Origin of the sequence: Pseudomonas sp. GX19020, from assembly GCF_023371075.1 — a bacterium.
Classification (GTDB): domain Bacteria; phylum Pseudomonadota; class Alphaproteobacteria; order Rhodobacterales; family Rhodobacteraceae; genus Pseudogemmobacter.
Genome location: NZ_JAMCCR010000017.1, coordinates 37,797 through 62,715, shown reverse-complemented (window position 1 = coordinate 62,715; position 24,919 = coordinate 37,797). Strand labels below are relative to the sequence as shown.

The 24,919-nt window shown below is 62.2% G+C and carries 23 protein-coding genes and 1 pseudogene; 8 read left to right on the top strand and 16 right to left on the bottom strand.

Features of this window, described 5'->3' with window-relative positions:
• Positions 1 to 94: 94 nt before the first annotated feature.
• Positions 95 to 547, top strand: coding sequence for an Lrp/AsnC family transcriptional regulator (locus M3484_RS19985; RefSeq protein WP_249498925.1), 453 nt, complete (start codon positions 95 to 97; stop codon positions 545 to 547).
• A gap of 6 nt (positions 548 to 553) precedes the next feature.
• Here the strand turns inward: M3484_RS19985 and M3484_RS19980 are convergent, their stop codons facing one another.
• Both M3484_RS19980 and M3484_RS19975 read right to left on the bottom strand, forming a co-directional pair.
• A complete protein-coding gene (locus tag M3484_RS19980; protein WP_092903178.1) occupies positions 554 to 1,222 on the bottom strand; it encodes a GntR family transcriptional regulator in 669 nt (222 codons plus the stop codon).
• A gap of 262 nt (positions 1,223 to 1,484) precedes the next feature.
• The gene (locus M3484_RS19975; protein WP_249498924.1) at positions 1,485 to 2,402 is read right to left on the bottom strand and encodes a DMT family transporter; all 918 of its coding nucleotides are present in this window, start codon (positions 2,400 to 2,402) and stop codon (positions 1,485 to 1,487) included.
• Positions 2,403 to 2,500: 98 nt separating this feature from the next.
• Here M3484_RS19975 and M3484_RS19970 point away from each other — a divergent pair, with 98 nt between their 5' ends.
• Both M3484_RS19970 and M3484_RS19965 read left to right on the top strand, forming a co-directional pair.
• Entirely contained in the window at positions 2,501 to 3,271 is a 771-nt protein-coding gene (locus M3484_RS19970) for an AraC family transcriptional regulator (RefSeq protein WP_249498923.1), read from the top strand.
• Between the two features lie 501 nt (positions 3,272 to 3,772).
• The gene (locus M3484_RS19965; protein ID WP_249498922.1) at positions 3,773 to 4,804 is read left to right on the top strand and encodes a hypothetical protein; all 1,032 of its coding nucleotides are present in this window, start codon (positions 3,773 to 3,775) and stop codon (positions 4,802 to 4,804) included.
• A 301-nt stretch (positions 4,805 to 5,105) separates the two neighbouring features.
• Here M3484_RS19965 and M3484_RS19960 read toward each other — a convergent pair whose 3' ends face one another.
• Entirely contained in the window at positions 5,106 to 5,831 is a 726-nt protein-coding gene (locus M3484_RS19960) for a hypothetical protein (protein ID WP_249498921.1), read from the bottom strand.
• Between the two features lie 354 nt (positions 5,832 to 6,185).
• On the opposite strand from M3484_RS19960, the gene M3484_RS19955 reads away from it, so the two are divergent.
• Together M3484_RS19955 and M3484_RS19950 are read left to right on the top strand one after the other, a co-directional pair.
• Positions 6,186 to 7,496 (top strand): AAA family ATPase, encoded by a 1,311-nt coding sequence (locus M3484_RS19955; protein ID WP_092903557.1) that lies wholly within the window; start codon positions 6,186 to 6,188, stop codon positions 7,494 to 7,496.
• Positions 7,493 to 8,560 (top strand): ParB/RepB/Spo0J family partition protein, encoded by a 1,068-nt coding sequence (locus tag M3484_RS19950; RefSeq protein ID WP_249498920.1) that lies wholly within the window; start codon positions 7,493 to 7,495, stop codon positions 8,558 to 8,560. Before M3484_RS19955 ends, M3484_RS19950 begins: the two co-directional genes overlap by 4 nt.
• 555 nt (positions 8,561 to 9,115) lie before the next feature.
• On the opposite strand, the pseudogene M3484_RS19945 reads toward M3484_RS19950, so the two are convergent.
• Positions 9,116 to 10,243 (bottom strand): annotated as a pseudogene (locus M3484_RS19945) (integrase core domain-containing protein); the annotation flags it as partial.
• 416 nt (positions 10,244 to 10,659) lie between these two features.
• Here M3484_RS19945 and M3484_RS19940 point away from each other — a divergent pair.
• Positions 10,660 to 10,929 (top strand): hypothetical protein, encoded by a 270-nt coding sequence (locus M3484_RS19940; protein WP_249498919.1) that lies wholly within the window; start codon positions 10,660 to 10,662, stop codon positions 10,927 to 10,929.
• A gap of 446 nt (positions 10,930 to 11,375) precedes the next feature.
• Here M3484_RS19940 and M3484_RS19935 read toward each other — a convergent pair whose 3' ends face one another.
• The 6 genes from M3484_RS19935 to M3484_RS19910 form a co-directional block, all read right to left on the bottom strand.
• A complete protein-coding gene (locus tag M3484_RS19935; RefSeq protein ID WP_249498918.1) occupies positions 11,376 to 12,539 on the bottom strand; it encodes an ABC transporter permease in 1,164 nt (387 codons plus the stop codon).
• On the bottom strand, positions 12,539 to 13,225 hold the full coding sequence (locus tag M3484_RS19930) for an ABC transporter ATP-binding protein (RefSeq protein WP_092903254.1): 687 nt from the start codon (positions 13,223 to 13,225) through the stop codon (positions 12,539 to 12,541). Before M3484_RS19930 ends, M3484_RS19935 begins: the two co-directional genes overlap by 1 nt.
• The gene (locus M3484_RS19925; RefSeq protein ID WP_249498917.1) at positions 13,218 to 14,474 is read right to left on the bottom strand and encodes a hypothetical protein; all 1,257 of its coding nucleotides are present in this window, start codon (positions 14,472 to 14,474) and stop codon (positions 13,218 to 13,220) included. Before M3484_RS19925 ends, M3484_RS19930 begins: the two co-directional genes overlap by 8 nt.
• Positions 14,471 to 15,466: an HlyD family efflux transporter periplasmic adaptor subunit gene (locus tag M3484_RS19920; protein ID WP_249498916.1), complete on the bottom strand. Its 996-nt coding sequence runs from the start codon at positions 15,464 to 15,466 to the stop codon at positions 14,471 to 14,473. Before M3484_RS19920 ends, M3484_RS19925 begins: the two co-directional genes overlap by 4 nt.
• A 48-nt stretch (positions 15,467 to 15,514) precedes the next feature.
• On the bottom strand, positions 15,515 to 15,859 hold the full coding sequence (locus M3484_RS19915) for a hypothetical protein (protein WP_249498915.1): 345 nt from the start codon (positions 15,857 to 15,859) through the stop codon (positions 15,515 to 15,517).
• Positions 15,860 to 16,107: 248 nt separating this feature from the next.
• The gene (locus M3484_RS19910) at positions 16,108 to 17,196 is read right to left on the bottom strand and encodes a helix-turn-helix transcriptional regulator (protein ID WP_249498914.1); all 1,089 of its coding nucleotides are present in this window, start codon (positions 17,194 to 17,196) and stop codon (positions 16,108 to 16,110) included.
• A gap of 66 nt (positions 17,197 to 17,262) precedes the next feature.
• Here M3484_RS19910 and M3484_RS19905 point away from each other — a divergent pair, with 66 nt between their 5' ends.
• Complete coding sequence (locus M3484_RS19905; RefSeq protein ID WP_249498913.1) at positions 17,263 to 17,652, top strand: hypothetical protein; 390 nt, start codon at positions 17,263 to 17,265, stop codon at positions 17,650 to 17,652.
• 269 nt (positions 17,653 to 17,921) lie between these two features.
• On the opposite strand, the gene M3484_RS19900 is transcribed toward M3484_RS19905, so the two are convergent.
• The 5 genes from M3484_RS19900 to M3484_RS19880 all read right to left on the bottom strand — a co-directional run bounded on the left by M3484_RS19900 (position 17,922) and on the right by M3484_RS19880 (position 22,962).
• Positions 17,922 to 18,620, bottom strand: a complete 699-nt coding sequence (locus tag M3484_RS19900; protein WP_092903266.1) for a L,D-transpeptidase — start codon at positions 18,618 to 18,620, stop codon at positions 17,922 to 17,924.
• Complete coding sequence (locus M3484_RS19895; protein ID WP_249498912.1) at positions 18,620 to 19,423, bottom strand: TlpA disulfide reductase family protein; 804 nt, start codon at positions 19,421 to 19,423, stop codon at positions 18,620 to 18,622. Before M3484_RS19895 ends, M3484_RS19900 begins: the two co-directional genes overlap by 1 nt.
• On the bottom strand, positions 19,423 to 21,243 hold the full coding sequence (gene dsbD, locus M3484_RS19890; protein ID WP_249498911.1) for a protein-disulfide reductase DsbD: 1,821 nt from the start codon (positions 21,241 to 21,243) through the stop codon (positions 19,423 to 19,425). Before dsbD ends, M3484_RS19895 begins: the two co-directional genes overlap by 1 nt.
• Before the next feature lie 79 nt (positions 21,244 to 21,322).
• The gene (locus M3484_RS19885; RefSeq protein WP_249498910.1) at positions 21,323 to 21,955 is read right to left on the bottom strand and encodes a DsbA family protein; all 633 of its coding nucleotides are present in this window, start codon (positions 21,953 to 21,955) and stop codon (positions 21,323 to 21,325) included.
• A gap of 329 nt (positions 21,956 to 22,284) precedes the next feature.
• On the bottom strand, positions 22,285 to 22,962 hold the full coding sequence (locus M3484_RS19880) for a DMT family transporter (RefSeq protein WP_249498909.1): 678 nt from the start codon (positions 22,960 to 22,962) through the stop codon (positions 22,285 to 22,287).
• Here M3484_RS19880 and M3484_RS19875 point away from each other — a divergent pair.
• Positions 22,843 to 23,760 carry a LysR substrate-binding domain-containing protein gene (locus M3484_RS19875; RefSeq protein ID WP_249498908.1) on the top strand — a complete coding sequence of 306 codons (918 nt, stop codon included), beginning with the start codon at positions 22,843 to 22,845 and terminating at the stop codon, positions 23,758 to 23,760. The genes M3484_RS19880 and M3484_RS19875 overlap by 120 nt on opposite strands.
• A gap of 72 nt (positions 23,761 to 23,832) precedes the next feature.
• Here the strand turns inward: M3484_RS19875 and catB are convergent, their stop codons facing one another.
• Positions 23,833 to 24,459, bottom strand: a complete 627-nt coding sequence (catB, locus tag M3484_RS19870) for a type B chloramphenicol O-acetyltransferase (RefSeq protein WP_249498907.1) — start codon at positions 24,457 to 24,459, stop codon at positions 23,833 to 23,835.
• Between the last annotated feature and the right edge of the window lie 460 nt (positions 24,460 to 24,919).

Below are 24,919 nucleotides of genomic sequence, written 5' to 3'. Positions count from 1 at the left end.
GAGCAATATACAAATTAAATGCTATAATCCGGCATTATTCTGGATTATTTTGCTCACATCTTATAGTCATGTTGCAAATATCGTCAGGAAGCGGATGGCAGCTCAGGATCAGGCGAAACTTGTTTTCGATGAATTGGACCGCAAGCTGATCAGCTTTCTGCGGGCTGACGGGCGTGCGCCGCTCTCGAAGCTTGCCGATGCGCTTGGAGTTTCGCGGGGGACGGTTCAGAACCGCCTCGACCGGCTTCTCAGCGCGGGCGCGATCCTTGGTTTCACAATCCGCGTGCGCGAGGATTACGAAAGCGGCTCGTTCCGGGCGATCATGATGATCGAGGTTGTGGGGAAATCGACCTCGCAGGTAATCCGCAAGATGCGCGGCCTGCCGGCGGTGGTGGCGCTGCATACCACCAATGGCGGCTGGGATCTCATCGCCGAAATCCGCGCCGACAGCCTGTCGCATTTCGACGAGCTTTTGCGCGAGATCCGCATGATCGACGGCGTGCTGAACAGCGAGACCAGCCTGATGCTGAGTTCGGTCAGCGGCTGAGGCGGCTCAGCGCCCCGCCGGCGCACAGGCCCGCAGCGCGGCCACGAGGTCATGGAAGCGGTCACCCTGCACGATCACATGATCGCGCATCGCCATAGCGGCCGCCTCGCCCTCCCCGGCCCGGATTGCCGCCAGGATTGCATCATGTTCGCTCCATGATCGCGGGATCCGGTTGCGCACCCGCAGCTGCATCCGCCGGTAGGGCTGCAGCATCGCGTGCAACCGCTCCGTCTCCTGCTGCAGAAACGCATTATGGGTAGCCCGGAAGATGGCATGGTGGAACAGCGAATTATGCCGGTAATAGCCCTCGGCATCGCCCGCTTCGGCCAGGGCCGCGCATTGCCGGTGCAGCGCCTCTAAAGCCGCCAGCTCCGGGGCGGTGATCCGCCGCGCCGCAAGACGGCAGCAGGTGGCTTCGGCCTCGGCCATGGCCTCGAACCGTTCGGCCAGCTCTTCCACCGACCAGGAGCTGACATAGGTGCCGCGCTTGGGCATCACCCGCACAAGGCCCGAGGCCTCCAGCTGATGCAGCGCTTCGCGGACCGGGGTGCGGGAACAGTCGAACTCGCGTTCCAGCGCCTCAGGATCGAGACGCGAACCCGGGGCGTGGATGCCTTCTACAATGGCATTTTCCAGAGCGTTCCTGATCCGATGTGCATTGGAGATACCGGACATCCGACCCCTCTTTCTCTTCGCCGGATGCTAGCCGCTTCGCCGGTGCTAATCCATCCACAGATTTGTTATATACAACATATCACATAATAGATATATCGATGTCAGGACATAAGCACCCGAAAACCATGTCATGTCCAGAACCGGATCTGCTTCATCCCGCCCACGCGCTGGTCCCGAAAATCTGGCAGAATTGCGCTATTTATATATAACGCCCTGTTTTTCCAGGGGATTATCACCTCTCTCAGCTTGTTCCGGCATGCCCCTACCTGAGGCCGCGACGACGCAGTAGCAGGTCGTGGGCCTGAACCGTAAGCATCCCCAGAAGCACAAGAGCGCCGCCAAAGAGGAAGTCCGGCGTCAGATGTTCGCCCAGCAGCAGCGCACCTGAGATCACACCGAAAACGGGCGTCATGAGGCTGAGCACGCCCAGGCGGGAGGACGGATAGATCTGAAGGAGGCGGAACCATATCATAAAGCTGACGGTGCAGATGATTATGGTCTGAAACCCAAGATTTACCAAGTCGCCGGCACTGGGCTGCATATCGAGGCGTCCGGTCATTGCGCTGAATGCAAGGGCCACAATGCCCGCGACGAAAAGCTGGTTTGTCAGCGTCTGGGACGGAGGCGCATTGGCAAGGCGTGAGGTGCGTATAACGACCGTCGTCAGCCCCCAGGCAATACCGGCACCAAGACCAAGCAGGTCACCGACAATCATCGACGGCGCGAGGGGCTGCTTGCCGCGCAGCTCTGGCAAAAGGAAGATTGCCGCCACTCCGGTGAAGGTTATCGCCACCCCCAGCCACTGAACACGCGCCATTCTTTCATCCGGCTGGGCAAAATGCAGCCCGATGGCGGCAAAGATCGGCCCGGTATAAAGGAATACCCCGATATGCGATGCCGTGGTCCAGCGCAGCCCCTCGGCCACCAGCAGAAACTCCAGCGCAAAAAGCGTGCCTGCCAGCAGGCCCGGGCCAAGGAAAATGCGGGGCAGCCAGCGGTCGCGGCGGACAAGTCGGCTGATGGCGAAGACAAGTGCCGCCGCCATGGCGGAGCGCAGCCCGATCTGCAGCATCGGGTCGATGCCGGGGGCTGCAAGTTTCATAGCGGTCTGCTGCAGGCCCCAGGTGAGGCAAAGCAGGATCATCAGCCCAAAGGCCGTAAGGTCAATCGGTCGTTTCATGGAAGGGGCCGTCCGTTAAAGCACTTGCCTTATCTACATCTGGCGATATTGGTGCATATAGTGATTATCCGCCATTCCATTCCGGGAATCTGCCAATCATGCAACCGCCCCATCTCCGCCAGCCGCCCGGACATATCACCCTGCCAGCGCCGATCTGGTTTCGGGTCGAAGCCATGCCGGATAACGGAACTTATCCTTTCATGCGACACCCCTGGGGGGAGTTCGTCTATTCCTATAGTGGCGTGACCGAGTTGCGAACCGGCGGTCAGGTGCTGCTGGCGCCGCCACATATGGCCTTCTGGATCCCGGCCGGGGCCGATCAGGTCGGATATAATCGCAAGGCCACGGTGCATGTTTCGATCTATATTGATCAGTCACTTTGCGCCGGAATGCCAAGGGTACCGGTTTCTCTGCGCGTGACGCCCTTGCTCCGGGCAATGCTCGACCGGCTGGAACCAGCCTCTTTCGATGACACACCACAGCAAGCGAGACTGCTGCGCGTGATGGTCGACGAGATGGAGCGCTGTCCGGTGACGCAGAGCTTCCTGCCCGACAGCGACGAGCCCGCTTTGAAACGACTGCTGGCCGCGTTGCACGACAATCCGTCGGATCGGAGAAGCACCGCCATACTTGCCCGATCTTTCGGGCTGAGTGAACGGACGCTGCTTCGTCTGTGTAAACGGGATCTGGGAATGTCACTGACCGAATGGCGCAACCGGCAGCGTGCGGTTCGCGCCATCGCAATGCTGCAGGAGGATGTAAGCGTCGAGACCATCGCGCTTGATCTTGGCTATGCCACCGCTTCTGCCTTCATCGCCATGTTCAAAGGGATTATGGGGGAAAGCCCTGCACGATATGTTGGGCGGTAGCGCAGCCCTTTGCCTGCAAAATCAGGGTGTCAGATTTCTTCTGTGTTGTCGTTACCGGTCGTCCCGAAGGTACCGAGCCCTGGGCTTCACTCACCATCAATCCCGTGAGATCCCCCGGGAAAGCGCTCTATGGCCATGTCCCCGAAAATGCACCCGCCCGGCCTGGCGGGTGGGACAGTGCCGAAGCACTGGTTGCGGGGATGAGCTTCGGCGCTGTCGGGGTTATGGCCGGTGCTGTACGGCAAGATCGAAGGCCTTGTCCGCCGGGGCCGCTGGAGTTCTCTGGCTGTCCAATACCGGCAATGTACTGCTGGAAGATCTGGCCCCCGCGCTGCTGATCCATATCGCGATCTCCCTGTGCGCGCAGATGCCGCTGCGCGCATCCCGAGCCGCCAACCAGGACGCCATCTGGCAGGATCTGATCTGCGACCGGCTTCACTTGCCGTTGACCAGTCTGCGGCAATCTGCGATTTGCTGCGCCCGATCTCTAGTGAGGGCATCATGCAAGAGAAACCAGGCGACTGCGCCGAGCAGGAATTGCTGATCCTGATCCAAAAGCTCCATGCCGAATTAGGCCCTGTTCCTCGCATCCGCCTGTCGGTCGTCGGGCGCGGGCGCGGACTCGACGTGGCACGGCTGCTGGTCGGGCTGAAAGCGGCAGGCCTGGTCGAGGAATATGAGACAAAGCCGGGCTGGTTCGGCTGGCTCCTTGGCAGGCGGCGCGAGATGGTGCTGCGACCGCTGACGGTGCCAGTTGAATCGCCTGAGCCGAATCCCGGACTGATAGAGGACAGTGCTGCGCAGGAGACTGCCGAAACACCGGCTGAGCATTTCGATCCGGTTCCGCTGACAGCCGGGCCTGCGGCGGAGGCTGCCGTGCCGGAACCGGAACCCGAGCTGGTGGCCGAACCGCTGCCCGACCCGATACCGATGGCGCCCCCAGAGCCCGATCCCCGGCTCACCGCCAGCGCCATCGAATTACCGCCTTCCGTTCAGACCCGCCCTCGCCCGGTGCCTGTCGGCTATGCAGATGATATCGGCGGCGTGCCGATGGCGGTCCAGGCCGCGCAGCTGAGCGCATCGCTCGACCCCGATCTGCTGGAAGGGCTGCGGGATTTCCTCGTCACCCTTGGCATCGAGCTGACCTCCGCCGGAGAGGCGCTTGTCGCGGATCGTATGAACCGTGGCGCGCCTGCGGGTGACGCACTTATGCAGCTTGTGCTTTTCGCTTTCGCCCATCTGGCCCGGTTCGACGAGATCTCTGCCAGCCCCGCAGACCCGGCCGAACTGCGCGACTATACCCATGCCGTTCTGACCGAGCTGGAACGGCTGCGCGATGCCGGTGAGATCAGTGAAGCCCGCTTTGACCAGGACCGTCACGAGATCCTGATCCTCGCCGACAGCAATGCCCACCGCGCCCCGCTGATCGAGAGGCTGTTCATGGATCCTTTCGGCGGCATGGCGCCGCCTGCGCTGCTCCCCGCCGAGCTGCGCGGTGTCGAGGAGTTTGAAGAAGACGATACCCTCAGCTGAAAGACCCCGGAGGTTCGCTCCGGACCTACCAGCCCCCTATCGCAACCCCGCCCGCCTTCGTGCGGGCGGTGGCATTTCAACGCTCTGTAAAAGACACGAAAACCGCGTGCTGCCCATCACTTGTTGCGATCACTTGGGCGAAGCCCGGATGATGCTCAGGCCGGAGGGCGGCGATTGCGAAGACCCGAGTGACCTTGCCAGCCTGGTGAGGCCCCAGCAAATCGGCCTCTGTCTTTTCAGCAGTGCTTTTTGTGAACAAGCCTTGCAGATACTCAAAGCCATGGAAGAATTATGAGAATAATCAGGCCTGATCCTCAGTGACGACATTGCACCGCAGATTGCACCCGTATCCATAGGCCACGGCCCGTTCCAAAGGCACCATAAGCCGGCTTGCGATATAGACGGCGAGGAATCTTGACGGCGCAACAACGCGCAATGTTCCGTCATGACCGGGCTCGCCCCCCTTCAGCTGGCTGAACCATGCTGCATAGGTGCCCGGCTGATCGGCCGCCAGACGCGCCAGAACCTTATCCCATGGCGCCGAAGCAGGAAGCGCTACAGGCCGCGTTCCGAAATTGACCTGCACCACTTTGGGCGAACTTACCTCGGCGGCAGCCGGCACCTCTTCAGGCACGGTGTGGCGCGCGGACATGCGCGCATCATAGTCAGGCCCGACACTGGCCCAGCCCGGCGCGGTCTGGCGATAGATCTCTGCCCGGCACAAACGATAGGAGGCCACCCTGCCCCGCACGCCTGGCCGTGTGATCTCAAGCAATCCGGCATCGATCAGCCTGCGCGTTTCGCGCTTGGCCGTGCGCTGATCCACCGACCAGAGCGCGGCCATCTCGCGCTGCCCGATCGTGACCTCATCTGCCGCCCAGTTATAGCGGGCCGTGACAAGCGCAATCAGCCGCATCATTGTCGCCTGGCGGGTGCCACCAGCAGAAAGGCCATTGACGGCCATTGCTGTCAGAAGATCATATTTCTCACTGCCTGCCCCCGGGCCGGTCAATCTGTGACTTTGCATGATACTGCCCATCTGCCGGATTTGTTCCGATTCCTTCTTGGATCTCAAACTGACACGATCCCGTTATTTGTCAAATGCTTTTCGAAGACGGGATTTTTCACCTATCAAGAATTTTTAAAGAAATCAGGTATATTAGGTATAGGGTGACAGCCAGGGTGTCACCCTAATTCGCCCCGGGTGTCACCAAATTCTGGATTATCCCGGGTCATCTGTCACCAAATATAGAGTTTGCGCAGAAAGCCAGCGCTTTCTTGAGCGAATCGGCGCAAAGAACGGGAATTTGCGCTTTTCTTGTTTGGCACAATCTGGAATTCGCGCTATTTACGTTCTAACGAACAACAACGCGAGTTTCAGATGCGCGATTACAGCTATTTGCAGGACATGAATGAGCGCAGCCTTGCGCAACAGGCTGCAGTGCGTCGGGCGACCTTCTCACCCTCAGAGGTGAAAACGCTGCGGCCCTTCTCGATCTGGGAAATTTCAACCTTCATGTTTGATGTGCCTGCCGACACATTGCGCAAGAAGCTGGCCGAGGATCCCTCGCTGCCACAGGGTACGGTCGAGGATGACGGGCGACAGCGCTGGTTCTCGCTGCAAGAGATCAATGAACTGCGGCGGCGCATCCGCTTTCGGGGCCGCGCAATGTTGCCTGAGCGTCCAAAGGGCCGCGCGCTGCGAGTTGCTGTATCGAACTTTAAGGGAGGGGTCGGCAAGACGGTTGTAGCGCAGCACCTGGCGAATGCGGCGGCGCTGGATGGCTACCGCGTGCTGGTGGTCGATTTTGACCCCCAGGCCACGCTGACACATTCGATGGGTCTGGTTGAGGTGAAAGAGTGGAACACGGTCTGGGGCATCATGTGCCGGGACCTGTGCCGCGAGGCCGACCGCATCATGGAAACCTATGACGACCCGGCTGACTGCCCCTACCCCGCCGCAGATGAGCTGCCGAAAGATGTGCAGGAAATCGGCCTGATGCGGGCGCAGGATTTCATTCAGAACACCTCCTGGCCCACCATCGACATCATCCCTTCATGTGCGAACGCAGCTTTTGTTGAATTCGCCAGCGCCCAGTATCGCTCCCTGCACAAGGCCTGGTCGTTCTTCGGCTGTGTCGCGCGCTACCTCGATGAACTGCCTGAAGACCAGTATGACCTTGTGATCTTCGACTGCCCGCCCGCCATTGGGTACCAGTCGCTGAACGCGGCTTTTGCGGCTGATGTTCTCTATATTCCGTCGGGGCCGGGATACTGGGAATATGACTCGACCACGTCATTCCTCGGCCAGCTGGGGGATGCGCTGCAGGAAATCAGCGTCGGCTTTGAGAAGATCGCATCAGATGCCGGGATCACCCTGCCCAAGGCTTTCCTCGATATACGGCTTCTGATGACACGGTTTGAGAGCGCCAACCCTTTGCATACTGCGATGCTGGAGGCTTTCCGCAATGTGTTCGGTGCGGATGTTTGTCAAAACCCGATTGAAATGACCCGCGCAGTCGAACAATCCGGCAGGTTCCAGATGTCGGTCTACGAACAGGACTACCGTGAGATGACCCGCGAGACCTGGAAACGTGCCCGACTGTCTTTTGACAATGCCTATCAGGAATTCAAGCTTACCGTTCTTGCGGCCTGGAAGGCCCGCAACACCGCAAAGGAGGCCAGGACGTGACCAGCAAGGGCAATCGTTTCGGGATCTCTGCGGCGGATCTGCCAGCCGCGCCAACGCGGCGCAGCCGTGAGCCGGGCCCGATGGGCGTTGCGGTGCGCGAGAGCGCGGCCAGCGCGCAAGAGGCCAGCGAAGGTCTGATTGAGCAGCGCCGCCAGAATGCGACGGATGCCAAAGAGCTGCGGGCGGCACGCGAAGAGGGCAGGGTGCTGGTGGCGTTGCCGCTGGATCAGATTGCCAGTGATGCGCTGCCGCGTGACCGGCTTGATCTGGACACGGTGGCCATCGGCGACGAGATGGATGAGCTGAAGGCCTCGCTGCGCGAGCGTGGCCAGCGGGAGCCGGTCGAGGTCTTTATCGACGCCTCCGGGGCCTATCAGCTCAAGACCGGCTGGCGCCGGCTGACCGCATTGCGGCAGCTGTCAACGGAAACCAGCGATCCGCGCTTTGCGACCATCCTTGCCCGCGTGACAGTCGCTGGGCCTGACCGGGCAGAGCTTTATGTCGACATGGTGGAAGAGAACGTCATCCGGCAGGATCTGACTTTTGCGGAAATGGCCCAGATTGCTGTGCAGCTGGCACAGGACCCGCAGGCCGGGATCAATGGCACGGACGAGGCGGTGTCGCGGCTGTTCCGCTCGCTGCACAAGGTGAAGCGCGCCTATATCCGCAGCTTTGTCACGCTGGTCAGCAGCCTCGGTGAGGCGCTGATCTTTCCCAAGGCGGTGCCGCGCGATCTGGGTGTGGATATCGCGCGCCGTCTTGCGTCTTTGGGTGAGGATGGCGTGGCGGATCTGCGTGGCAGGCTTGCCGCTGTGACATCCGCAGAGGAACAGACGGCGGTGCTGCGGTCCTTTTTGGGTGCCCCAGACGGCGCGGGTGCGCGGCTTTCGCAGCCCCAGGCGGCGGAGCGCCAGAAGTTTGAGTTCCACGTCGGAGAGTCGAAAGTTACGGCGCGAAAGGGAGAGTTCCGGATCAAGGCAGCCATCGATTTTGCGTCAGTCGAGCGCCGTGTGCTGGAGCGGGCGGTAAAGGCATTTCATGCGGCACTTTCCTCAGGAGACTGATCTGCGGGCAGGGTGCGACGCGAGTTCGGCGATCTGTGCGGGCGGCCTTCTGGTCGCCCGCTTTATTTGTTACCGGCCGGTAACCTGGACCTGTGATCAGGTTACCGGTCGGTAACGCAAGGACATGGGCAGGGTGCCGATGCCAAAGCGACCCCCACCACTATGCGCCGAAGGGGCCGCCGCTTCCCTCAAGCAACAATGATAGCCACGCGGCCATGTCACGGTGCGCCCCTCGCGGCCTGCAGTGCCCGCAATCCGGTCATCGGGCGATGCGCGCGAAATGGTCTGCCGTGGGGGGCTCCGCTGCTCGATTGCCCGGGTTGCATGAAACGGGCTAAGGCTGCGGAAGGGGGTGAGGGCCAAAAGTGCTCCGGTGCTGATCTGACGACATGCGGTCCATGATGTAGGTGAAAGCGACCTTGTCGCTGTGGGGCAGGGTGCAAAGAGCACGACATCTGGTCTGACAGGCCTGGCGGTAAACGGCATAAGGGAGGGTGCATCGGATCGCCCTCCGAGGCGATCACTCCTGACCTGTCCCCGGTCGTGTCTCGTTCTTAGCGGAAGTCTCTGGGTTTGACAGGCAGAGGTTTCGGTTGTGGCAAGCGTGCCGGGCGTGCTGCCATTAAACAGCTCAACCGCCCGGCGCGATTCTACTGGGGCCTGGCTGCACAGCGAAGATAGCGGCCTGACACGGGTGTCGTCGTATCGCAGCAGGGCCAGCTTGCGCCGGGCATAGACGAGGCTGTCGAAGATATCTTTGTTGAGGTATTCGTCGCGCGGACTTCCGTCGAAGGGAACGATCCAGCCATTCTGCTGTGGCTTGCCGAGGGGATGTGGCGCCATCCGTCACCGTTCTTGTTCGCCCATTTCAGGATCGCATGGCTGGTGAAACCGGTGCCCATGTCAGCGACAATGCAGTCGGGCTTGCCATAGGTCCGAAGAACCAGGGCATCAGGTTCCCGCGCGACCCTGGTCACCGAGATACTGGTGTCGGCGATAAAGGCCACGTTGCGGAACTTGCGGCAGGCCCCGAATGTGTCCGACAGGTAGTCTGGCGACCAGCGCTGGTTCGGTCGCCTTGGCACTCGCATCGGGGTCTGGCATCGGTGTGCGTCGGCTGCGTGCCCCGTGGCGCCCAGGACGCCAGCGTACTGATGACCCTTCTCTCCGACAGATGCGGCAGAGCATTTATCGTTCATCACCATGCCCACGTGGTCCGGATCACAGCCATGCACCGCTGGTAAAACCGGCGCCGCTTCCCGGCGATCCTGTGCATTTCCTGATGGATCTCTAGGGTGTTGGGCGGCGGCTCGCGCCGCACGTTCCTCTGATCTACACCGATCAGGACGCCGGCCCGGCGCTGAGAGACCGGACGTCGCCTGTTCACCAGAACCGGTGGCATTCATCGGCTCTGTCTTTAATGCAAGCGACACCGCGTCCCGTCATTGCATCGGCGTCGTCAGGGCTTTCCTGGCAGATCCTACAGAACAATATTGTCGGGCATGACAGTTGCCACCAGGCGTGTCAGGCTGGTGCTCTCTTCCTCCGGCTGCCTCAGGCGCTTTATGTCTCACAGGTCCATCCCGCCATCGCTGGAATTCAGATTGCAGAAGGTCGCAGGGCAGAGCCCATGCCGCGGCACAGTTCAGCCGTCGGCAAGCCCGCCCGCTGGTCTTTGGTCATCCCGATAATCTGCACTTCGGGGATTCAGCTTTGCCGCATCACATCTGCTACTTCACGTTGGGCGGATGCGACATCAGTCTGAGGGAGCTTCAGGGGGGCAGCACGAATAGGATCTGGCTGAGGCGCCGTCAGAATAGGTCAGAATTGAGGGCAAAGAAGCTTCCCACGTTTGTGAAGATGCGCAGATCGTCGACTCCACTTCCGTGGTGAAAATATGTCCGATAATGCAACCTTATTGGATATAATATAGATGTGACGAGCGCGGCGGATATTTTGCTCATGTATAGAGTAAAGCGCCGATTTTGGAAGCGCTCCGACATGGACCGTGCCCGGAGATCTCCTCAGCTCGCGCCAGGTCTTCCGGCCTTAGCCGCGCTGGATCCGAGCGCGCGCTGTGAGGAACCGGATGGCATCCCGTGGCGCTTTGGCTGGCGGATCCGCTTGTGGCTCGGGCGACTTTCCTGCTGGAGGGCGAGGCATGGATTGTGGCCTGCGCGTCTGCCTGGGGCAGGGGGGCGGTTGTGGTCATTGATCTTCGTGTCGATCCGGCCCGCCGCGCAGATGCACTGACGACAGAGGACGAACTGGCGGCGCAGGCAGGGCCTGAGGTCAGTGACGGCGCTGCGCGGCGACTGTTCGACGGGCTGACATCACCCGATCTTACTCCTCCCGGCTTAGCACCATAGAACGAGGCAATTTCGACCCAGCCTTCATGACTTCGACCGTCTGAGGTTTTCGTCACGTCGCCACAGTCCTAGGTTTAATACCCGCTTCGCGGCTCAGTGCCGCAGTCAAAGCTTCCATTCGGCTCGTGTTGCTGCTCGGAAAGCGTGCGTGGTCGTGGCGCTGCCGTGACGAACTTGTCCCATAGGGCATCCTTTCATTCCAAAGAAAGGATCGCGCCAGCAAACCATGGGATCAAACACATGGGGTGCGGCGAGCGGATGCCCTATATGTCTCGGCTTGGGACCTTCGAGGGGTCCTCTGCAGATGCAGTATTGCTGCCCAGCTTACCTCGAAATCCTCTCCGATGGCGTGGGGACTTCACGTCGCCCGCACAGGCCGCCTGCTGTCGCTTCGTGTACGAATTTCGCATGGCCGTTCTCATCGCAGGACGCCAGAGCAGCGTCAGTCAGCCGCCGCGCAGCACGATAGCAGGGTCAATTCGGGCGGCGACAATGGCGGGGATCAGACCCGCCGTGACGCCTGCCGCCAGAAACATGGCTGCAAGCTGGATAAGGCCGACAGGAGACAGAACCGCCTGTGCCGCAGGGTCCAGCAATCCGGCCCCCTGCATCTGCGCCAGAAGATAAAGGCCGAGATATTTGCCGCCGATCATACCTGTCAGCAGACCACCAAGAACCAGGGCTGCGATCTCGGTCTGAACATGGCCGATGATCTGCCATTGCGTCGCCCCTATCGCGCGGCGAATGGCGATTTCCCGGCGCTGTTCCGAGACCGAGAACATGAAGGTTGTGGCAATGGCAAAAGCACAAAGGCCCAATGCGATGCCGCCGATTGCGGCTGCTACGAAATTGTAGATTGCCAGAATACCCGCCGCGCGTTCGGCGTGATGCTGGCTGGACCAGATTTCCACCGCCCCGGCCTCCAGCCAGGGGGCCAGGCGCGTGCGCAGATCCGCCTCGTTCAAAACGGCCGTATCCGCCTGCAGATAGCTGCTCCAGAGAATGGTCTCCTCTGCCATGACCCGGTCACGCGCGGCCAGCCGCAGCACCGCCCGGTCGAGCGTCCAGAAAGGCGGGCGGATCTCACCGTCAAAGACCCCGGCAAGCCTGCAGCGCATGGTGCCGAAATGCAGCCATTCGGGCAGCGGGCCCTTTAGCTGATCAGCAAGGCGGCGGCCAATCAGGCAGCTTCCCGGCGCTGGTGCGCGATCGGGGCTGAGGCTCAGCCGGTAGGCCAAAGGGAAAAGCGGATCGCTTGTCAGGATTTCCACCATGCCGGCGGCAGGCAGTTCGGCAATCGGGCTAAATTGCCGCGCATAGGGCGAGACCGAGATCCCGGCCCCGGCAAAGGCGGCCTTCAGCGCGTCCTCAGTCCAGGGGGCGAGATGGTCCGCATCGGTGTGGCCCCGGCTGACCTTCTGTGCCGAGAGCATCGGAAGAGTCAGCACAGCCTCGTGATAGAGGCTGGCGCGAATGCGGGCCTCGAAACCTTCGGTCGCGGCGGAGGTGATGATGCGATTGGCAAGAATGACCGCAAAACAGGCCGAGACGAGGCAATAGATCAGCAGCCTGCGCAGGATCACGCGACGAAAGGGGCGTCGGACCTTCATCACGCGACCTCATGCAGCCGACCGTCCCGCAGCACCAGAACGCGGTCGAAATGGCGGCTGTGTTCGTGGTTATGTGTCACCATCACCAGGCTGTGCGGGCTGTCCTGCCCGCGCCCAAGGATCATCTGCAGTATTTCCTGGCCGGTCTGGGGGTCGAGGCTGCCGGTCGGCTCATCCGCCAGGATCAGGCGGGGCGCGTGGATGGTGGCGCGCGCAAAGGCCACGCGTTGCTTCTCGCCCCCCGAAAGCGCGCTGGCGGGCACCGCAGCAAGATGCGTGAGGCCAAGGGCTGCCAGACGTTCCGCCGCACGCTGATGAGCGGCCTCGGCCCGGATACCGTCAAGCCGCAGGGGCATAGCGATATTGGCAAGAGCTGTCAGCCCTTCGATCAGAGCATAGTCTTGGAAGATGAACCCCAGCTGCTGGCGGCGCAGCCTCGCACGAATCCGGTCTGCGGCACCCGCAGGATCAATGCCGAAAAGGCGCACCCGCCCGGCATCAGGGCGCCGGAAGCCGCTGATCACCTCGAGAAGCGTAGTCTTGCCCGAACCGCTTTCGCCAAGGATGCAAAGCCGTTCGCCGGGTGCGACTGTCAGATCGGCATGGTCCAACACGATCCGGCGGTCCTGGCCGCCATGACGCACCACAACCCGCTCAAGATGCAGCGGCAACGGGGCCTCACTCATTGGCTGCTGCCCCGCCAGGCTGCGGCGCAGCAGGCATACACAAAAGGGCAAGCCCGACTTCCAGATGCTCCTGCGTCAGCCTGGCGCGGCGTTTTTCCAGATCGTAAAGCCGCGCGGAAAGATCGGCTGCGCATCCGGTCTCTGCCATGGCCGGAGGTGTCAACCCGGCCTGCATCACACGGGCCTCGGCCAGGGCCAGGGTGAGCTCGGCATGGGCCAGCATGAAGGCCGCTTTGCTTTCACGGGCCGCGATCAGCGCATTGGCGACCGCGATCCGTGCCCGCTGCACCTGCCGGTCACCCTTGCCCTGATCAATCAACGGTACCATCAGATTGAGCAAAAGTTCCAGCTGTGCCGGACTGTCCGGCCCAAGCTGATTGGGCACGATGCCGGACAGCGCGATCCAACGATCAATGCGGGCGGCGTCCAGCCCGTCTTTGGCAATCCGGTGCAAAACCGCGTTGCGGGCCTCCAGCGCCGAACCTGCATAGCATTGCACGGCCGTCCGGGCGCGCGAGGGTCCCGGGTGCAAAGCCGCGATCCGCAGATCCGGACGGAAGGGCGCGCCGCCTGTGCCATGGGCAAGACTGGCGCGGCTGGCTTCATACATGGTCCGGCGTGCGGCATGGGCGGATTTGCGGCTTTGCAGCGCGGTCTGCCCGGCCGCAACCTCGGTACGCGGCAGGGTACCAAGCGCCAGCTCACCCTGCATGTCCTTTATGCGGCAGCTCTCGGCATCAAGGGTCAGGCCTGCCTCTTCAAGCGCCAGCCCGGTGTCGAGGGTATCTGCCAGCTGGTCAAGCAGCTGCTTTTCGGCGCTTTGCCGGGCAAGCGCGCTTTCCTGTGCAACCAGAATGGCGAATATCTCGGGCGTATTCCGGAACAGGACATAGATCGCCCGGATGAAATCCCATTCGATAACAAAGGCATGATTGCGCCCCCTGACCGAGAAGCCGCCGCTTTCATGCCATTGGGCCCTGCCCTGAACCATGACGCTGAGGCGCGGCAATGCGCCCCGGCGCAGCTGATCCAGATCCAGCAAAAGCTCTGCCTCGCGCAGACGGGCGGTGTGAAAGGCCGGGCCATAACGGCGGGCGTGATCGACAAAGGCGAGACCTTTGGCGGGCGCATCCTGCGCGAGATCCAGGGTAACCTGGTCGATCAGTGCTTCCGCCCGGTCAAAGTCGGGCGCAGCACATCCAGCGCCAAAGGCCACTGCAAGCCAGAGAAGGCCGGAACGCAGGGTCATGGCGCGGCCCCGGTGCCGGTTTCGAACAGGCAGCTTGCTGATTGCGGTTCACTCGCGAGACCTGTCGGATCGAAGCGGATTTCGACCTCATGCGTGCTGCCATCGGGCAGAGGGCTGCGAAGGGCCGAGATGCGCGTGACCTGACCCGTCAGGATACCCGCCTCCAGCGCAAGGCGGGCGGTGACGTGGCGATCGGTGAAAAGCGACAGGTCGCGCAGATGCACCGGAACTTTCGCGCGAAACATGCCAGGGCGGGCAAGGCTGATCACATGTTCGCCGCGCCGCACTGCGACAAGGGCACCTGTCGACAGCGCGGGTGCCACAAAGCTGATCACACCAGCGGTTTCGCTGCGCAGCGAAAGTGTCCCGATATGGTCCTGAAGCGCCGTTCTTTCACTGGTGAGGGCAGCGCTTTCCTGCTGCAACTCGATCAGTCTGAGGGCATGTTCTGCCTCCAGCAGGGTAAGCGCAGGGGCGGTCTGCGCGGCAAGATCGTCAATTTCGGCAAGCTGATCCTCGGCAAGTTCCAGCGAGAGGCGGTCGAGCCTGCCTTCGCGATGGCGGGTGGCGGCAAGCGCCGCTGCCTCGCGCGCACGCGTAAGTTTGCGATCAACGGCGCGGGCCTCGGTCGCGTGACGGGCGAGGGCTGCGGCATGGGCGGCCGTTGCAAGGCGCTGCCGGTCCGCAAGACCAAGGGCGCGCAGATCCAGCATTTCCAGCTGAGTGCGTTCATTTTCAGCGCGGAAGGTCAGAAGAACGGTATCCGGCTGGACCCGGTCTGAAACCGAAAGCCCGGTCGACGCAAATCCATCGCGCAGGGCGATCAGCGGCGTCTCTTCGGCCCAGTCGAGAAAGCATGTCCTGAATGTCGCAGGTTCAACCGCAGCCCCGGATGGGGCCGCGGCCGTCACAGCCACAGCCGTCCGGACCTCCGGTGCGACACTGGCGGGGCCATGGCCAAGTCCTGCTGCGATGGCACCGGTCAGGGCCATCGCAGCAATACCTGCGGTTATGTAAAAACGCAGCACGTCAGGCCTGCGTCAGGGGGCACAGCCGATCTGCTGCACCATGCTGCGCGCCAGCCCCGCCGACCGGGCGTGGTTGTCGTAAAGCTGTTCCAGCGTCGATGCGGCTGTGCCGGCCCGCGCGTTTTCGACATAGACCTGATAATAGGATTCAGCGGCCTGGCAGCTGGTGCGGGTCTGCACATTCTGGCAATTCGATGGGCAGGTATAGGCGGGCGGGCGAACAGTGACACTGCCACCACCGGTACCGCCAGTGCTGCCGGAGCCGCCGCTGCTGTTGCTGTCAGAGCTGCCGCTTTCATAGCAACCCGCAAGCACAAGAACTGCGGCGAGGGTCAGGCTGAGCTTCAGAATTTTCAAGGTTTTACTCCCGTTTTATCAGGCCGGGCAGGAAGATTGCCTCCCTGATCTGCCCGTCCTGAACCATGTGATCAGGGCAGGCCTAGCACCGGGCAACCGAGGCGGGCTGCACCCATATGGGTGAAAACCCCGCCCGACTGCAGAGGAAACCGGCATGGCGCGCGGATCGCTCCCCCAAACGGGTGAGGCGATGCCGGGCTGCATAGGGCAAGGCTTTCTGAAGATCTGAAGGGGGAATATGCGTGATGTCAGTCGGGATCGGGATCCGCCAGACCGATGGCCATGCGGATAAGCTGGGGCTGGCCATTCGCGCCGGTCTTCGAGAAGACAGATTTCAGCTGGCTGCGCACCGTCTCGACCGAAAGCGAGGCTGCCGTCGCGATTTCAGCCGGCCGCTGTCCGTCAAGGATGGCGGTGAGAACCCTTGTCTCGGCAGGGGTCAGGCCATAGCGCCGGGCAAATTCAAGCGCCGGTGCAGCGGTCCGCGCCAGAACCGGGGTGAATACGGCAGCCACGGTCTGGCCGCTGAAGGCAATGCCCCCTTCGTTCTGGCCAACCGGCATCAGGGTGATCCCGAAACCGCCATCCTGCAGGGTGACGGGCAGCACGGCCCGCGGGCCACGCAGCATCTGTTGCAGCGCGCTTTGGATATCGGGATTGCGAAACCGCAGCGTCGCATTTGGCCCAAGGCTCGCTGCGCGGCCATCTGCCAGGTATTTTTCGGCGGCGGGGCTGACATGGCTTGCCCGGCCCACCGGATCGACCAGCACAAAGCCGACCCCGCCCGCTTCGCTCAGCCAGCCGGTCAGTTCAGCGCCGATGCCGGAATGATGGTTGCGCCGGTAGAATTCCGACGCGCGGCGCAGATGCGGGGCAAGGCGGCTCAGAAGCCTGGCCCGCGCGGCATTGCGTTCCTCATCCACGTCTCCGCTGAGGGTGGACAGAAGCAGGAAACGGCCCTCTGTGCGCTCGATGGTCACGCCGACCCCGGTCTCCTGGTCAAAGCGGCGCAGGAAGTCGTTGTAATATTCGGTCCGGTGGAATCTGTCGCGTGCGACCAGCTGCTCGCCGACGATTGCTGTACCGACAGGGGTGCGCCCGACCTGCCACATCCAGGGGTTCAAGGCCCCGTAATGGCTGAGATAATCGCGTTGCGCGACATCCGGGATGCCCGACTGAAGGGTAACGGCGCCTCTGCCGCTCTGACTGTCATGAAAGAAAAGCGTGGCGCATTCCACATCCGCCAGTGCCGCAAGACGACCGATGAACTCCTCCCAACGGGTCTCTCGCAACAGAGAGGCATAGATCAGGGGAATAAGCTCGTCGGCAGCATCCATGGGCGGCGACAATCCCTTCTTTGACTGGCTCTGGTTGAAATGAAAATCACTTCAAAAGGAAGAAAGATGAAACTTCAGACTGTACTTGCTGCTTTTATACTGACCGCGCTGGCGGGCTGTGTCGATGGTTTTGACGACAATGGCGGCTATCTTACCCATTCAGACCATCGGCTGAGCCGGGCTGAGACGGCGCAGATCCAGTCCCGGATGGACAATTATCTGAAGCAACCAACCCATCTTTCCGGCCTGCGGGCGACCTATAGAATGAGCGATGGCGTGGTGCCGGTCTGTGGCTATGTCACGGATGGCCGGGCCCCGCCGGCTCTCTTTGGCGGCGTGCTGGGCGCAGGACAAGGGGGGGCCTTCGTGCCCCATAATATACCGGGCAAAGGGCAGGATCCGGCACGGATCGCGTCGGTCCGCGCCTTTTGCAACGCCCATCACATCGCGATCTGAGCCGATCGTGCAAATGCCTCACATATGACCGCATGAACCCGATGTCTGAACGTGTCAGACATCGGGGCAATGTTTCGGGCAATATGGCATGAGCATAAGAGGTCTGTTGCCTGCACCCTTGTGTCAAAAAACAGTGTTCAGACCGAAGCAGGCCCAGTGCGTTCAATCGCACCCTCAAATCCTGGGATCAGACACGCGAGATCGCTCGGGCAGATATATCCGAACGGTCCTTCGCCATCTTCGATTCAGGTCTTCCCAAGACGCATTTCTTACACTCCCTGCGCGGGAGAAGTCGTGCCTTTGCCGCTTTCCTCCTCGGTCAGGACGACAACGCGCGCGCCGGACCGGACGAGCGTTTCCAGTTCGATCACATCCTGATGGAACATGCGGATACAACCGGCCGAGGTCGCATTTCCGATTGACCCCATGTCGGTCGTGCCATGGATCCGGTAATAGGTATCGCGATTGCCTTTGTGCAGATATAGCGCTCTCGCCCCCAGAGGGTTCATCAGGCCGCCTTCCATGCCGCCACTCAGATGGGCATATTGTTCGGGGAACTCGCGGATCATGTTCTGCGTGGGGATCCAGCTGGGCCAGTCCCGCGAATAGGGAATATGGGCAGTTCCGGAAAATGCACGCCCCTGATCCCCGACTGCAACAGCATAGCGGATCGCCCGGTTTCCCGGCTGGACATAATAAAGAAACCGCTGCCAGGGATCGACAATGATGGTGCCTGGCTTTTCATCCGTCCAGTAATCCACTTCGCGCCGGATATTGCGGTCGCTCAGATATCGGGAGGGGACGGCGGGCACTTCGAACCCGCCATCCTGCAGCCCGGCATAATGGGCGGCAACCTCAGGGGGCAGTTCGGGTTGCGGCGGCGCAACCGGCTCTGGTGCAGTGGCACAGGCCGCAAGCAGGCCCAATGCGCCCGCCGCCATCAGCATTCGACAAAATCGGTTCAGCATCAGTTCGTATCCCTGAGAAAGGCGATACCGGCCAGCAATTGCGCACGAGAGATTTCCCCCAAATGCGCGGCTTGCAGCCGGCCATCGGCATCAATGAACAAGGTGGCGGGCAACCCCACGGACCCGAAATGCCGCATCATCTGCGAGCCGGGGTCCATCACCGGCGTGATGACAATGCCCGACTGCGACAGATAGGTGCGGACTGTTTCGGCGCCTTCGCCCTGGTTGATGAAATGCAGGTCGACCGCCGTTTCCTGCGCCGCAATCTCTGCCATCATCGGCATTTCGCGCCGGCAGGGCGGGCACCAGGTGGCCCAGAGATTGACGACCATCGGCCGCCCCTGCCAGTTTGCAGGCAGGACCGGATCACCCGACAGTGAGGACAGCAGGACATCTTTCGGCAAGGCTACATCCGGCCCGCGCGCCAGCTGATGCACGACATTCCAGGCCGCAAATGCGATGACCACGCTGCCCGCAACCGGCAAGACAAGATCCGCCTGCCGCCGGAGATACCAGACCGTCACCATGGCAAAGCCCGCAATCCCCCATAGCGGGCTGAAGCCGCCCTGCCAGAAGGCAAAGATGCTCAGCGGCTCGGCCAGATAGACAGAGGCATGTTGCGCAACAAAACCCAGCCTTGCGGTGAGCGCCGCGCCGATGACGGCCGCGCTGGCCCAAAGGCTGATGGCGGGCCCGGTCTTGCGGGCGATCAGGCCTGTCACCAGCAAAAGAACCAGCACTCCGGCAATGACCGGCGCGCGCTCGGCCGAAAGGGCGAGCGGCCCGAGTGAAATCCCGCCCATCAGTCCGCAGCCTGGACCAGAGCTGCCGAGGCCCGGATGTCTTCGGCCCCGATGGTGCCGATCAGGCGGCTGTCTGCGGCCTCGCGGCTATGGCGGTCGAGGAAGATCATGGTGGGCGGCCCGGCGGCCCCGATCATCTGCATCAGCTCCCGCGCATCGGCACCGGTCTCGCTGACATCCGCCTTGACGAGAAGAAAATTGCCAAGCGCGGTGGTGACGCCCGGATCGGGTATGACGCTGCGCTCGATCCTTTTGCAGGTCACGCACCAGTCGGCGGTCAGATAGACCATCGCCGGGCGATCCGCAGCCGCCAGCGCCTGGCTCAGCCCGGTTGTGGTTGTGACCTCGGCAAATGTCAGATCCAGACCCGCTGCCCGGGCAGATCCGGTCGCGACCGAGAGCGGGGCGAGCGGGCGCAGCGGGTCCGTGCCGCCGAGCGCTGCGCCGAGGCCCAGAACTGCCGCGGCAAACAGGGTGACAATGCCGCCGGTGCGCAGCAGACGGTTCGCGGGTGCCGCCCCGGATTCTGGCCGGTCCAGCACGCCCAGAAAGACCGCGACCCCGGCCAGCAGCACGGCCCAAAGCAGAAGGATCGCCGGGCCGGGCATCAGCCGTTCCAGCAGCCAGATCGCCATGCCAAGGAAGACCACCCCAAAAATGCGCCGCATCGCCTCCATCCAAACACCGGCTTTCGGCAGGATCTTCGCGCCGAACGTGCCTGCAAGGAACAAAGGCACGCCCTGGCCGAGGCCCAGCATGAACAGCGCCGCCGCGCCCAGGGTCACATCGCCGGTCTGGGCGATATAGATGAAGGCACCGGCCAGCGGCGCCGTGACACAGGGCCCGACGATCAGCGCCGACGTGAAACCAAGCGCCGCCGCGCCGCCAAGCGAGCCGCGCCGCCCTGCTCCGCCCGAAAGCCGGGCTGTCAGCCCTGCCGGAAGCTGAAGGTCGAACAGGCCAAAGCTCGACAGGGCCAGCGCCAGAAACAGCGCCACCACCGCGCCGATCGCCCAGGGCGATTGCAGCAGGATCTGCAAATTCTGGCCCGACCAGCCGGCCACCGCGCCCAGCAGCGCGAAAGCGGAGGCCATTGCCAGAACATAGGCCCCGGACAAAGCTGCGCCGCGCGCCGGTGTCAGGGTCTCGCCCTGCCGCGCCAGCATGCCCGGAAGGATCGGCACCATGGGAAAGACGCAGGGTGTCAGCGCCAGCATCAGGCCAAAGCCGAAAAATGCCAGCAGCACCAGCGCGGCACCGCCTTGTCCGGCCAGGCTGGCCAGAAGACCTTTATCCTCGGCCAGATGCAGGCCGCTGCCGCCGGCTGGTGCGGCCGCCACGGCGCTTTCAGCCGCCGGGGCCGCGCCCGACCAGTCGGCCAGCATCAGCGTGCTGGTCACAGGCGCATAGCAGATCCCGTCTTCCTGACAGCCCTGCCAGGTGATACGCACCTCGCCCCCCGCTTGCGGCAGAACCGCCGTGGCGGCGTTGTAATAGACCTCCACCGCGCCGAAATTCGGATCTTCCTTCAGCTTGCCGGCATGGGTTTCGATATCAAGTGCCGTGCCATCCACCGTTTCCGCCTTAATGTGCTCACGATAGAGGTAATATCCCTCTTCGATCTGCCAGCCGATCTCGCTCCGGCCCTCCGCGCTGTCCAGAAGCTCGATCCGGAAGGCGATTTCCGGGTCCAGCGGCTGGGTGCTGCGGGTGGGAAAGCTGAATTGTTGCGCGAGGACCGATCCGGCCACAAACAGCCAAAGCAGCGGGATCAGGACCAGAAGGCGGATTATACGGGGGGAGGAGTTGAGGCTTTGCATCATGCGGCCCCAGTTCCCGGGGCGGGCTTAACCAAAACTTAAGCCTGCCCCGGGTCGAAAACACGAAATCGCGATTGGCTTACAGCAGGTCGCGCCGTGCCTGTGCAACAAGGGCGGTCAATGAGGCCAGATCCTGCCCGCCAAACAGCCCGTCATGCCCCGCGATAAAGGTCGGCGTGCCGGCAAGGCCCAGGTGATCGCCAAGTTGCATCGAGTGATCGATATGGCCCAGCACTTCCGCACTCTCCATGTCGCGCTTCAGCCGCGCTTCGTCGAGCCCGGTCTTGCGGACCACTGCCATGACCGAGGTCTCCTCAGCCTTGCCCCTGATCTGCATCAGCGCCTCGTGAAACTCCCAATACCTGCCCTGTTTCAGGGTGGCCAGCGAGGCCTGGGTCGCGAAATACGAGCCCTCGCCGAAGATCGGCCATTCGCGGAACACGACCCGCAGCTTGGGATCGGCGGCGATCAGGCGTTTCATCACGGGAACAGCAGTCCGGCAATGCGGGCAATTGTAGTCGAAGAATTCGGTGAGGGTGATATCGCCCGCCGGATTGCCCAGTACCGGCGCAAAGGGCTGGCGTTCGATCTCGTCGCGCAGTTCGGGCGGCATCGGGTTGTCATGACCGAAACCGGCACGGGCGCCCAGTGAAAGCGCACCAAAGCTTGCCAGACCCAGTCTGAGCGCTCCGCGCCTGTCCATCAGCTTCATGTTTCGCTCCTTCACCCGGTTATGACTGGTGCGGCCCGGTCCGCCGGGGCAAGACCAGCACATCGCTGCCGCAGGATGTCTGCAATCAGCCCGGACTTAAGCCGGGCTTAAACCGACCATGCAACTGGCAGAAAATGATTACGTAAAAGGCGATTTATGCGGGTTCTGATCATCGAAGACGATGACAAGCTGCGTGACGGCCTGACGGCAGCCCGAAATTCGAGCCGCCGCGCAGGTAGGCAAGGCCACTAAAATGTCGGGCGCCGGGTGCGAGAGATTGACCAGGTTTGGGCTGGAGCCTTTCGTCCGGGCAGACATCCGTCTTCACATCAACCCCCGGCCATTCTGGACAGACCAGGCCATTGAAACAAAAGCGCGCCGCCCAGAACCAGTCCTGCGCCCAGGACCCGCCAGAGGTCAAAGGGTTTTGGCACCAGCCCCAACAGCCCGAACCGGTCGATGATGAGAGATCCGATAAGCTGACCCGCGATCACGGCGATCATGAAACCGGCCGCGCCCATCATCGGCATAAGAAAGATCGCCGCAGAAACATAAATGATCCCCACCAACCCACCGATCCATATCCATTTCGGCTGTGCCAGGGCAGCACCCGGATCCGGCATCGGCACCCGCAATGCGATCAGCGCCGGCAGAATGCAGATCAGGCTGACGATCAGTGAGGCAATTGCGGCCCAGAGCGGATGACCAAGTGCCCGGCCAAGCGCGGCATTGGCTCCGCCCTGAAACGGCACCAGCGCGCCGGCAATCAGGGCAATAAGAAAAAGGACAAGGGCTGGCATTCCGGACTCCGTTGATTGGTTGGCCCCGGAATACGTCATTCTCAATACATATGGGAAATTCGATAATCTTCTCATACTATGTCTGGCATGAATAATCTTCGTTCCATTGACCTGAATCTGCTCGTTGTGCTGGATGCCCTGCTGGCCGAACAGCACCTGTCCCGTGCGGCGGCCCGGCTGAATATGAGCCAGCCCGCCATGAGCCATGCCCTTGGCCGGTTGCGGCTTCTCCTCGGGGATCAGCTGTTCCGGCGTGAGGGCGGGCAGATGCTGCCGACACTTCGCGCCCTCGCACTTGCCGGGCCATTGACCGAAGCCATGGCCCAGATCCGCAGCGTGCTGGGGCCGGAGGGCTTTGATCCGGCCACAGAGCATGTGTTTCGCCTTGCCATGTCGGATTACGGGGCGGGCCTTCTTCTGCCCGGGCTGATGCAACGCCTGCGCAGTGAAGCACCCGGCATAGAGCTGATCATTACCCAGCATAGCCGCGAAGCCATGATCGCGGGCGTGACAGATGGCACGCTGGACCTCGCGCTTGGCGTCTTCCCTGCAGTGCCCGCCCCGTTGGAGCAGGAGCTTCTGCTGGAAGATCGCTATGTCTGTGTGGTCGATCCCGCCCAGCAACCGCCCCTGCCTGACGGGATGACACGCGAAGCATTCCGGGCGGCAGCTCATGCGCATGTTGCGGTGCAGGGCGAATTCGCCACCGAGCTCGATCTGGCCCTTGATGCACAGGATGGGCCCCGGCACGTGGCGCTTGTCCTGCCGCATTGGGGCATCGCGCCTCAGGTCATCCCCGGCACCGATCTGATCCTGACAGTGGCCCGGCGCAGCCTGCCGCTCAAAGTTCATCCGCTGACGGTTCTGGAACCGCCATTTCCCCTGCCCCTGATCCCGTTCAGCGCGCTCTATGCCAGACGGCGCCGCGCGGATCCCGCGCTGCGCTGGCTGCTGGCCCGCATCCTCGATGTGGTTGAACCGGCGGCGCTGCAGGTTCCGCCCTGACTGGCAGCGCGTCCGATTGCGTGCCAAAGCCACGCCGGCCCCCGGAAGGGCTGACGTGGCCCGCCTGTCACATTAGGACTGAAGCGCCCAACGGCGGTGAAGCTCCGCGACGTCACCGCTCGTCAGAATGGGCATCGCCGCCCTGAGCTGATCCTCCGACCAGTCCCACCAGCGCATCTCCAGCAGCATTCCGATCAGCCGGTCTTCGAACCGCTTCCGGATCAGTCTGGCCGGATTTCCGCCCATGATGGCATATGGCTCGACGTCTTTGGTGATCAGCGCCCTGGTGCCGATCACGGCGCCATCGCCGATCCGGACCCCCGGCATGATGATCGCCTCGGAGCCGATCCAGACATCGTTGCCAATCACCGTATCGCCGGCCGGCAGGAAACCATTCCCGGCACCCGCGAAGGCGGGCACTTCCGGCATCCAGTAGAACGGAAAGGTGCTGATCCAGTCGGCGCGGTGGCCCTGGTTTCCGGCCATGATGAAGGCCGCGCCGGAGCCGATCGAACAGAAACTCCCGATGATCAGCCGGTCCGCGCCCTGGTCCGGCAAAAGGTAGCGCGCGCAATCGTCAAAGGAGTGACCGTGATAATAGCCGGAGTAATAGCTGTAGCGCCCGACGAGGATGTTCGGATTTGTGACCTGCTTGTCCAGCGTCACGCCCTTGAACGGGCTTTCGAATGCGTTCTGCATATTGGGTCTCACTTGAAGATCGATCTGATCGCTTGCCCTGAGGGCACGCGGTTACCGCGCACTGCCGGTCAGCGGCGTGCGAAGCGGGCCTCAGCAAAAGCTGAGGCGGTGTCAGATCGTTCGTCGAGCGGCTTTCATGGGGGGCAGAACCTCTCCTATACGCCGCCGATCATCGCATATTCCGGCGCCTCATCGCAACCGGCGCGGGTCTTTCAACTGCATCCGTTCGGAAATCGGGCTGGCGCTTATGCGCAGCCTTTCCACGTCAAGAGACAGATCATTCTGGCGGGCCGGTTGCGACAGGGCTCTGGGCGCGCCTGAATGAAGGGCTAACCTGATGGGAGAGCCACCTGTCGCCCGCAGCGAGCTTGGGATAGCGGTCATTCAGGCAGCTGACCTTTGTGCCGGCTCACGCTGATCCTCGGATCCCGGAATGTGTGCCTCATTCCACTTGTTTGTG

Excerpts from the sequence above, each read along its gene's own strand:
- M3484_RS19985 (WP_249498925.1), top strand. The coding sequence starts at position 95 with ATGGCAGCTCAGGATCAGGCGAAACTTGTTTTCGATGAATTGGACCGC.
- M3484_RS19980 (WP_092903178.1), bottom strand. The coding sequence starts at position 1,222 with ATGTCCGGTATCTCCAATGCACATCGGATCAGGAACGCTCTGGAAAAT.
- M3484_RS19975 (WP_249498924.1), bottom strand. The coding sequence starts at position 2,402 with ATGAAACGACCGATTGACCTTACGGCCTTTGGGCTGATGATCCTGCTT.
- M3484_RS19970 (WP_249498923.1), top strand. The coding sequence starts at position 2,501 with ATGCAACCGCCCCATCTCCGCCAGCCGCCCGGACATATCACCCTGCCA.
- M3484_RS19965 (WP_249498922.1), top strand. The coding sequence starts at position 3,773 with ATGCAAGAGAAACCAGGCGACTGCGCCGAGCAGGAATTGCTGATCCTG.
- M3484_RS19960 (WP_249498921.1), bottom strand. The coding sequence starts at position 5,831 with ATGCAAAGTCACAGATTGACCGGCCCGGGGGCAGGCAGTGAGAAATAT.
- M3484_RS19955 (WP_092903557.1), top strand. The coding sequence starts at position 6,186 with ATGCGCGATTACAGCTATTTGCAGGACATGAATGAGCGCAGCCTTGCG.
- M3484_RS19935 (WP_249498918.1), bottom strand. The coding sequence starts at position 12,539 with ATGAAGGTCCGACGCCCCTTTCGTCGCGTGATCCTGCGCAGGCTGCTG.
- M3484_RS19930 (WP_092903254.1), bottom strand. The coding sequence starts at position 13,225 with ATGAGTGAGGCCCCGTTGCCGCTGCATCTTGAGCGGGTTGTGGTGCGT.
- M3484_RS19925 (WP_249498917.1), bottom strand. The coding sequence starts at position 14,474 with ATGACCCTGCGTTCCGGCCTTCTCTGGCTTGCAGTGGCCTTTGGCGCT.
- M3484_RS19920 (WP_249498916.1), bottom strand. The coding sequence starts at position 15,466 with ATGGCCCTGACCGGTGCCATCGCAGCAGGACTTGGCCATGGCCCCGCC.
- M3484_RS19910 (WP_249498914.1), bottom strand. The coding sequence starts at position 17,196 with ATGGATGCTGCCGACGAGCTTATTCCCCTGATCTATGCCTCTCTGTTG.
- M3484_RS19905 (WP_249498913.1), top strand. The coding sequence starts at position 17,263 with ATGAAACTTCAGACTGTACTTGCTGCTTTTATACTGACCGCGCTGGCG.
- M3484_RS19900 (WP_092903266.1), bottom strand. The coding sequence starts at position 18,620 with ATGCTGAACCGATTTTGTCGAATGCTGATGGCGGCGGGCGCATTGGGC.
- M3484_RS19895 (WP_249498912.1), bottom strand. The coding sequence starts at position 19,423 with ATGGGCGGGATTTCACTCGGGCCGCTCGCCCTTTCGGCCGAGCGCGCG.
- dsbD (WP_249498911.1), bottom strand. The coding sequence starts at position 21,243 with ATGCAAAGCCTCAACTCCTCCCCCCGTATAATCCGCCTTCTGGTCCTG.
- M3484_RS19885 (WP_249498910.1), bottom strand. The coding sequence starts at position 21,955 with ATGAAGCTGATGGACAGGCGCGGAGCGCTCAGACTGGGTCTGGCAAGC.
- M3484_RS19875 (WP_249498908.1), top strand. The coding sequence starts at position 22,843 with ATGAATAATCTTCGTTCCATTGACCTGAATCTGCTCGTTGTGCTGGAT.
- M3484_RS19880 (WP_249498909.1), bottom strand. The coding sequence starts at position 22,962 with ATGGCTCATGGCGGGCTGGCTCATATTCAGCCGGGCCGCCGCACGGGA.
- catB (WP_249498907.1), bottom strand. The coding sequence starts at position 24,459 with ATGCAGAACGCATTCGAAAGCCCGTTCAAGGGCGTGACGCTGGACAAG.